4 protein-coding genes and 1 pseudogene are annotated in these 6,726 nt (G+C 74.1%); 4 read left to right on the top strand and 1 reads right to left on the bottom strand.

All coding sequences use genetic code 11. The features are described from left to right. A pseudogene (locus tag GTW67_RS36405) lies at window positions 1–237 on the top strand (hypothetical protein); the annotation flags it as partial. A 164-nt stretch (window positions 238–401) separates the two neighbouring features. Continuing rightward, a complete protein-coding gene (locus GTW67_RS36400; RefSeq protein ID WP_161168974.1) occupies window positions 402–3,446 on the top strand; it encodes a BTAD domain-containing putative transcriptional regulator in 3,045 nt (1,014 codons plus the stop codon). Between the two features lie 15 nt (window positions 3,447–3,461). Here GTW67_RS36400 and GTW67_RS36395 read toward each other — a convergent pair whose 3' ends face one another. After that, window positions 3,462–3,626, bottom strand: a complete 165-nt coding sequence (locus tag GTW67_RS36395; RefSeq protein WP_161168973.1) for a hypothetical protein — start codon at window positions 3,624–3,626, stop codon at window positions 3,462–3,464. A gap of 208 nt (window positions 3,627–3,834) precedes the next feature. On the opposite strand from GTW67_RS36395, the gene GTW67_RS36390 reads away from it, so the two are divergent. Together GTW67_RS36390 and GTW67_RS36385 are read left to right on the top strand one after the other, a co-directional pair. Then, window positions 3,835–5,694, top strand: coding sequence for an AfsR/SARP family transcriptional regulator (locus GTW67_RS36390; RefSeq protein WP_346010829.1), 1,860 nt, complete (start codon window positions 3,835–3,837; stop codon window positions 5,692–5,694). Between the two features lie 89 nt (window positions 5,695–5,783). Next, window positions 5,784–6,716, top strand: coding sequence for an aromatic prenyltransferase (locus GTW67_RS36385; protein ID WP_161168972.1), 933 nt, complete (start codon window positions 5,784–5,786; stop codon window positions 6,714–6,716). Window positions 6,717–6,726 lie beyond the last annotated feature (10 nt).

Genomic DNA, 6,726 nt, shown 5'->3' with positions numbered 1-6,726 from the left:
ACCGGCACCGGCACCGGCACGGGCACGGGCACCGACACCGGCACCGACTCCGACACCGTGTTCGCGTACCAGGCCGCCCCGCTCGGCTACTACGCCGTCTCGGTGCTCCGTCTCCACGCCGGCCGCGGCCTCGTCGTGTTGGCCAACGGGCGGGGCGGGGACCGGGTGGCCGAGGAGGTCGAGGCTCGGCTGCGGAGCGTGCGCCGGGCGGCGCAACGGAGCCCGGACGGCCGGTGACAGTGGGTGACCGAAGCCGCCGGATCCGCGAGGTCAGCCCAAGTGACCGGCACGTAGCGTGAGTTGTCGTAGAACTGTGTTGTCAGGACCAGGTCCAGTCCACACAATGTCTGCGCAATGTCTTCGCGGGGGGCGGGACGTGCGTGGTCCTGGAAGGAGGCGGTGTGGCGCCTCGACTGTCGTTCCAGGTGCTGGGCCCGCTCAAGGTCAGTGTGGACGGCCGGCCACTGCTGCTGCGCAGCCCGCGGCAGCGCACCGTGCTCGCCGTGCTGCTGCTCACCCCGGGCCGGGCCGTCTCCGTGGACGCGCTCACGGACGCCGTGTGGCCCAGCGATCCGCCCGTCACGGCACGCAACCAGATCGCCATCTGCGTCTCCGCGCTGCGCAAGACGTTCCGCGACGAGGCGGGCGTCGACGGCCTCATCGAGACTCTGCTGCCCGGCTATGTGCTGCACCGCGACGGCCACCACGTCGACGTCGCCGACCTGTACGAGTCGGCCGCCGCCGCCCGCGCCGCCGCCGAGGCGGGGGACCTGGGCGAGGCCGCGGCCCGCTTCGAGGACGCCCTCGCGCTGTGGTCGGGGCCGGTGCTCGACGGCATGGAGGGCGGCGCGCTGAACGGCGCGGTCGACCGGATCTCCGAGCTGCGGACCAATCTGACCGAGGAGTACGCCGCGGTCCAGCTCCAGCAGGGCCGCTACCGGTCGGTGCTGGAGTGCCTGGCGCCGCTCGTCGCGGAGAACCCGCTGCGCGAGCACACCCGTGTCGTACTCATGCAGGCGTACCACTTGTCGGGCCGCCGGTCCGAGGCGCTGGACTGCTACCGCGAGGGGCGCCGCATCCTCGTCGCGGAGCTCGGTGTCGAGCCCGGCGCCGAACTTCAGGAGCTGCACCGCACGGTGCTGGAGGGCGAGGGGCGGGCTCCGGCCCGGGCCGCCGCCGCGTCGTCGGACTCCGTCGCCGCGGAGGCCACGCCGAGCCCCGCCGCCCCCACCGCCCCGGTCGCCGTGCCCCGGCAACTCCCGCTGGCTCCCGAGCCGTTCGTCGGCCGGGAGGACGAACTGGAGGCGCTGCAAGGGCTCGTGACCCCGGCGCCGGGATACGCCGGCGCCGCGACGGTCCGGGTCGCGGCGGTGTGCGGGCCGGCCGGCGTCGGCAAGAGCGCGCTCGCCCTGTACTGGGCCGACCGCGTCGCGGGGCGCTTCCCCGACGGCCAGCTCTACCTGGACCTCCAGGACGGGCCCGGCGGGCCCGGCACACCCGACGCGGCCCTGGAACGGGCGCTGCGCGCGCTCGGAGTGCCGGGCACCTCGATACCCGCGGGTCTGGAGGACCGCGCCGCGCTCTACCGCAGCACCCTGGACGGCAGACGGCTGCTCGTCGTCCTCGACGACGCCCGCTCCGTGGACCAGATCCGGCCTCTGATGCCCGGCCGCGGCCCCGCCCGTGTCCTGGTCACCAGCCGGGACCCGCTGAACGGGCTCACCGGGACGCTGGCCGTGGCCCGTGTGGAACTGGGCGCGATGAGCCGCGCCGAGTGCCTGGACCTGCTGGCCGCCACGATCGGCGAGCACCGGGTGTCGGCCGAGCCGGCCGCGGCGCAGCGCCTGGTCGATCTGTGCGACCGGCTTCCGCTGGCCCTGCGGGTCGTCGCGACCCGGCTGCTGTCCGACCACCGCTGGTCGCTGCGCCAGATGGCGGCGCGGCTGGAGGACCGGCGCGAGCGCGTCAGCGTGCTCAGCCCGGGCGAGAGCGGGGTGCGCTCGGGCGTCTGGCTGAGCTACCGGGCGCTGTCGGTGCAGGCCGCGCGGCTCTACCGGCAGTTGAGCATGCTGGACGTGCCCGACTTCCCGGCCTGGATCGGCGTCCCCGTCCTCGGCGTCGACCCGGACGCGTCCGAGGAACTGCTCCACCAGCTCGTCGGCGCCCAGCTCCTGGAGATCCGGCCCGCGCCGAGCGGCGGGCCCCGCTTCCGCTTCCAGGAGCTGATGCGCCAGTTCGCCCGGGAGCGGTGCCTGGCCGAGGACAGCGCGCGGGAGCGCGAGCAGACCCTGGAGCGGGTCCTGACGGCCGTGCTCACGCTGGTGCACGCGGCCCAGGAGCAGCTGTACGGCAAGGGCGAGACCCCGCACGGAGGTCCGCTGCCCGTCGAGCCGGTGCCGGGCGAGACGGTGAGCGAACTGGTCGCCGACCCCGTCGAGTGGTTCGAGGACGAGCGGGAGACGCTGGGCGCCCTGGTGGTGCAGGCGGTGCGCGACGGGCAGCCGGAGCGGGCCTGGCTCCTCGCGGTGGGGACGGTCCCCTTCTACGAGACCCGCAACTACCTGGAGGACTGGCGGCGCACCGCCGAGTGCGCCCTGGAGGGCGCCCGGGACGCGGGCGACACGCGCGGCGCCGGCACCATGCTCCGCACCCTGGGGACGCTCGCCATCTACCAGCGTCGCTACGGGGAGGCGCGGGAGCGGCTGCTGACCGCCCTGACCCGGCTGGAGCGGACCGACGACGTGCAGGGCCGGGCCATCGTGCGGCGCAACCTCGCGGTGTGCGCCCGCTTCCTCGGCGACCTCGCCGACGCGGCCCGCTACTGCGAGGAGTCGCTGGTGCTGTTCCGGCGGGCCGGGGACAACTCGGGCCTGTCGCACGCGCTGGGGCTGCTCGCCCAGATCGAGATCGAGCAGGGCAACCCCGAGCGCGGGGTGGAGCTGAGCAACGAGGCGATCGAGGTCAGTTACGAGGCGGGCTCGCTGCGCAGCCGCACCCAGAACATGTACCGGCTCGCCGAGGCGCTGCTCGGCGCGGGCCGGTCGGCGCAGGCGGAACGGATCTGCCACGACGTGGTGGGGCTGACCCGCGGGCAGGGCGACCGGCTCGGTGAGGCCCACGGTCTGTGCGCGCTCGGTGAGGCGCAGTGGCGGCAGAACGAGCCGCACAAGGCCCGCGCCAGCCTGCGGCGGGCGCTGCGTCTCGCCGAGGAGGTGCGGGACCGGTTCCTCCAGGCGCGGATCGTGACCCATCTGGCCTGCGCGGAGGCGATCCGCGGCGACTCGGGTGCCGGCGAGCCGCTGGACTGGGCGCAGGCGGAGTTCCGTACGCTCAACGCGCCGGCGTGGGAGCGGCGCGCCGGCCGGCTGCGCGAGGTGCTGGAGTCGCACGACGCGCTCCGCCCCATCGAGGGCTCGGTCCTGGCCGGCCTGCTGGCCGACCGCTGACCCTCCCGGCCCGCGTCACGTCCAGGGCAGGTCGTCCTCGCCGGCGGCGGCCTGCGCGCTGATGCCGGTCCACGGCAGATCGTCCGTGCCCTGCCCGTCGGCGCCCAGCGCGAGAAACAGCGGGAGGAAGAGGAGCGCGGTGCCGGCGAGCGCGTGGGCGAACGTACGGGGCTTAGGCATGAAGAAGTCTCCTCGTTGATTCTGGGAATGTCTGCGAAATACCTCGGTGCAATTTCTGGAATCATCCTAGGGGCGCGCGTTTTTGACGTTATTTCGCCGTCATTTCGCGTGCGGATAATCGAGACGATAACGCGTCGAAAGGACCCGTGGGTAGCGTCCTCGACTGGAATGCGAAGGACATTGAACCGAGCGGGATGGAGACTGCGCCGTGCCGAACTCTGCTGGTGTGTCTCCGCGGCCCGCCGAAGCGGCCTCCGAGCCGGCCGGGCCGGGGGCGGCCGCGTCGGACGTGCTCGCGTTCCGGCTGCTGGGCCCGGTCTCCGCCACCCGGGCGGGCGCCGCGGTCCCCTTGTCCGGGGCGAAGATCCACACCGTGCTCGCGGTCCTGCTCCTGGCGCGCGGCGCTCTGGTCACCGACAGCGGGCTGAGCGCCGCGCTGTGGGCGGACGCGCCGCCGGCCACGTCGAACGCGCAGATCTACACCTATGTGTCCCGGCTCAGGAAAACACTGGGAAACGGTGTGCGGATCTTCCGGAAAGGGCCGGGGTATGTGCTCGACGTCCGGAATTCCGAGGTCGATCTCTTCTCTTTCGAACGGCTCGACCGGCTCGGCCGGCAGGCCCTGGAGGAGAACCGTCACGAGGAGGCGGGCCGGCTGCTCGGGGACGCGCTCGACCGCTGGAGCGGCCAGGCCCTGGAGAACGTCACCGAGCACCTGCTGCGCTTCGAGCGGCCGCGTCTGGAATTCCTGCGGGCGCAGGCGCTGGAGCGCCGGATCGAGGCGGATCTGGCGCTCGGCCGGCACCGCTCCCTGGTGCCCGAACTCCTCTCCCTGGTGGCCCGTTTCCCCATGGACGAGAATCTGCGCGCCCACCTCATCACCGCGCTGCACCGCTCCGACCGGCAGGCCGAGGCCGTCCAGGTCTACGGAGAGGGCCGCCGGATCCTCGACGAGCAGCTCGGCGTCGTGCCCGGGCAGCAGCTCAGCGAGGCCTATCTGCGGATGCTGCGCGGCGAGAGCGCGGCCCCGCCGCGCCGGCCGGTGCTGCTGCTGCCCGCCCGGGCGGCCACGTTCACCGGGCGCACCGCCGAGGCGGACCGGCTCAGGTCGCTGCTGCTGCGCCGCCCCTCGGGTCCCGGCGCGCGGCTCAGGGCGGCGCTGGTGACGGGGATGCCCGGCAGCGGCAAGACGGCCCTGGCCGCCGAGGTGGCCCACGGGTGCGCCGAGGCGTTCCCTGACGGCGTGGTGCACGCCGAACTCCAGGACGCCGACGGGGCCGCACGTCCGCCCGCGTCGGTGCTCGCGGAGCTCCTCGCCGCGCTGGGCGGCACCGAGGACACCGTGCGGACCGCCCGGCACGGGCTGAGTGAGCTGGTGCGCCGCTACCGGGCCCGGACCGCGGGCTGCCGGCTGCTCGTCGTGCTCGACGACGCCACGAGCGACGCACAGCTGACCGGGCTGCTGCCGGTCGGCCCGGACAGCGCGCTGCTCGTCACCAGCCGGACGCGGCTGACGGCCGTGCCGGCCGCCCACACCCTGAGCCTCGGCCCGCTGGACGACGAGGACGCCGTGGCGCTGCTCGCCGAGACCGTCGGCGACGACCGGGTCCGGGCCGAACCCGGGGCGGTCCGGGACGTGGTGCGCCACTGCGCCGGGCTGCCGCTCGCGCTGCGCATCGCGGGCGCCCGCCTCGCGGCCCGCCCGCACCGGACCGTGGCCCGGTTCGCCGGCCGGCTCGCCGACCCGCGCACCCGGCTGGCCGCCCTGAGCTACGGCACTCTCGACCTGGCCCGCGCCTTCGGCCGTGCGGTGAACCGGCTGAGCCCGGCCACCGCGGCCGTGCTGCCGTGGCTCGCCCCGGTGGGGCCGGGCCCCTTCACCGCGCGGCTCGCGGGCGAGGTGACCGGCCTGGCGGAGAGCGACGCGGAGTGCGCCCTGGAGGAACTCGTCGACGCCGGGCTGCTCTTCGCGGAGCCCGACGGCGTCCTCGGCGAGGACCGCTACCGCTTCCACCCGCTGGTCCTGCTGCACGCGGACACGACATCCCGCAGGGACCTGCCCCGGTGAGCACCCGGCCGGCGGCGAGCGCGGTGACAGCCCTGTTCACAACGGACGGCCGAGACCGGCCGCCACGACGCACAAGGATGGTGACTGCCATGAGTGAGGCGGCCCCGATCACCCGACAGGACGCGGTACAGGCCCTCTACTCGGCCATCGAGGAGGCCGCCGGACTGCTGGAGGTCGAGTACGACCCCGCCGACGTACTGCGCGTCCTGGACCTCTACGGAGGCGACCTCGCCCAGGCCGTGGTCGCGTTCCGGGTGGCGACCGGCGCGCGCCGCGCGGGTGAGCTCGACTGCCGGTTCACGGTGCCGGACCACGTCGATCCGTACCAACTCGCCGTGGAAAACGGGCTGTTGGAGAAGACCGACCATCCGGTGTCCCGGCTGCTCGCGGAGCTGAGCGAGCACTGCCCCGTCGACGGCTACGGCATCGACTTCGGTGTCGCGGGAGGGTTCAAGAAGATCTGGGTGGTGCTCCCCCGCACCGCCCTCCAGGACGTCACGAAGCTCGCCGGGCTTCCGTCGATGCCGCGCGGCCTGGGCGAGAGCCTCGGCTTCATCGCCCGGCACGGCCTCGGCGACACCGTGGGCCTGCTCGGCATCGACTACCGCAGCCGCACCGTCAACATCTACTTCGGCGAGCCGCCCGCGGGGGGCATCGACCCCGAGTCCGTGCGGTCCATGCTCCGCGAGGTCGACCAGGCCGAACCCAGCGAGCAGATGCTCCGGCTCGGCCGCCAGGCCTTCGGCGTCTACGTGACCCTCGACTGGGACTCCCCGGCCATCACCCGGATCTGCTTCGCCGTGGCGACGACGGACCCGGCCTCCCTGCCCGTCGAACTCGACGAGCGGATCGGGCTGTTCGTGCGGCACGTGCAACGCGCCGACCCGCACACGAGGTTCGTCTACGCCGTCGCGTCCCAGCCCGACGGTGAGTACTACAAGCTCCAGTCCTACTACCGGTGGGGCGCCGGCGTGCCGGAGATCATGCAGCTCCCCGAAGGGGCCCTCGCGGACCCGGTGTGACGCCCCCCTC

Source organism: Streptomyces sp. SID5910 (assembly GCF_009862125.1).
In the GTDB taxonomy this organism is placed as follows: Bacteria; Actinomycetota; Actinomycetes; order Streptomycetales; family Streptomycetaceae; genus Streptomyces.
Note: the sequence above shows the minus strand (reverse complement) of the source record. Positions and strands in the feature narration are given on the sequence as shown.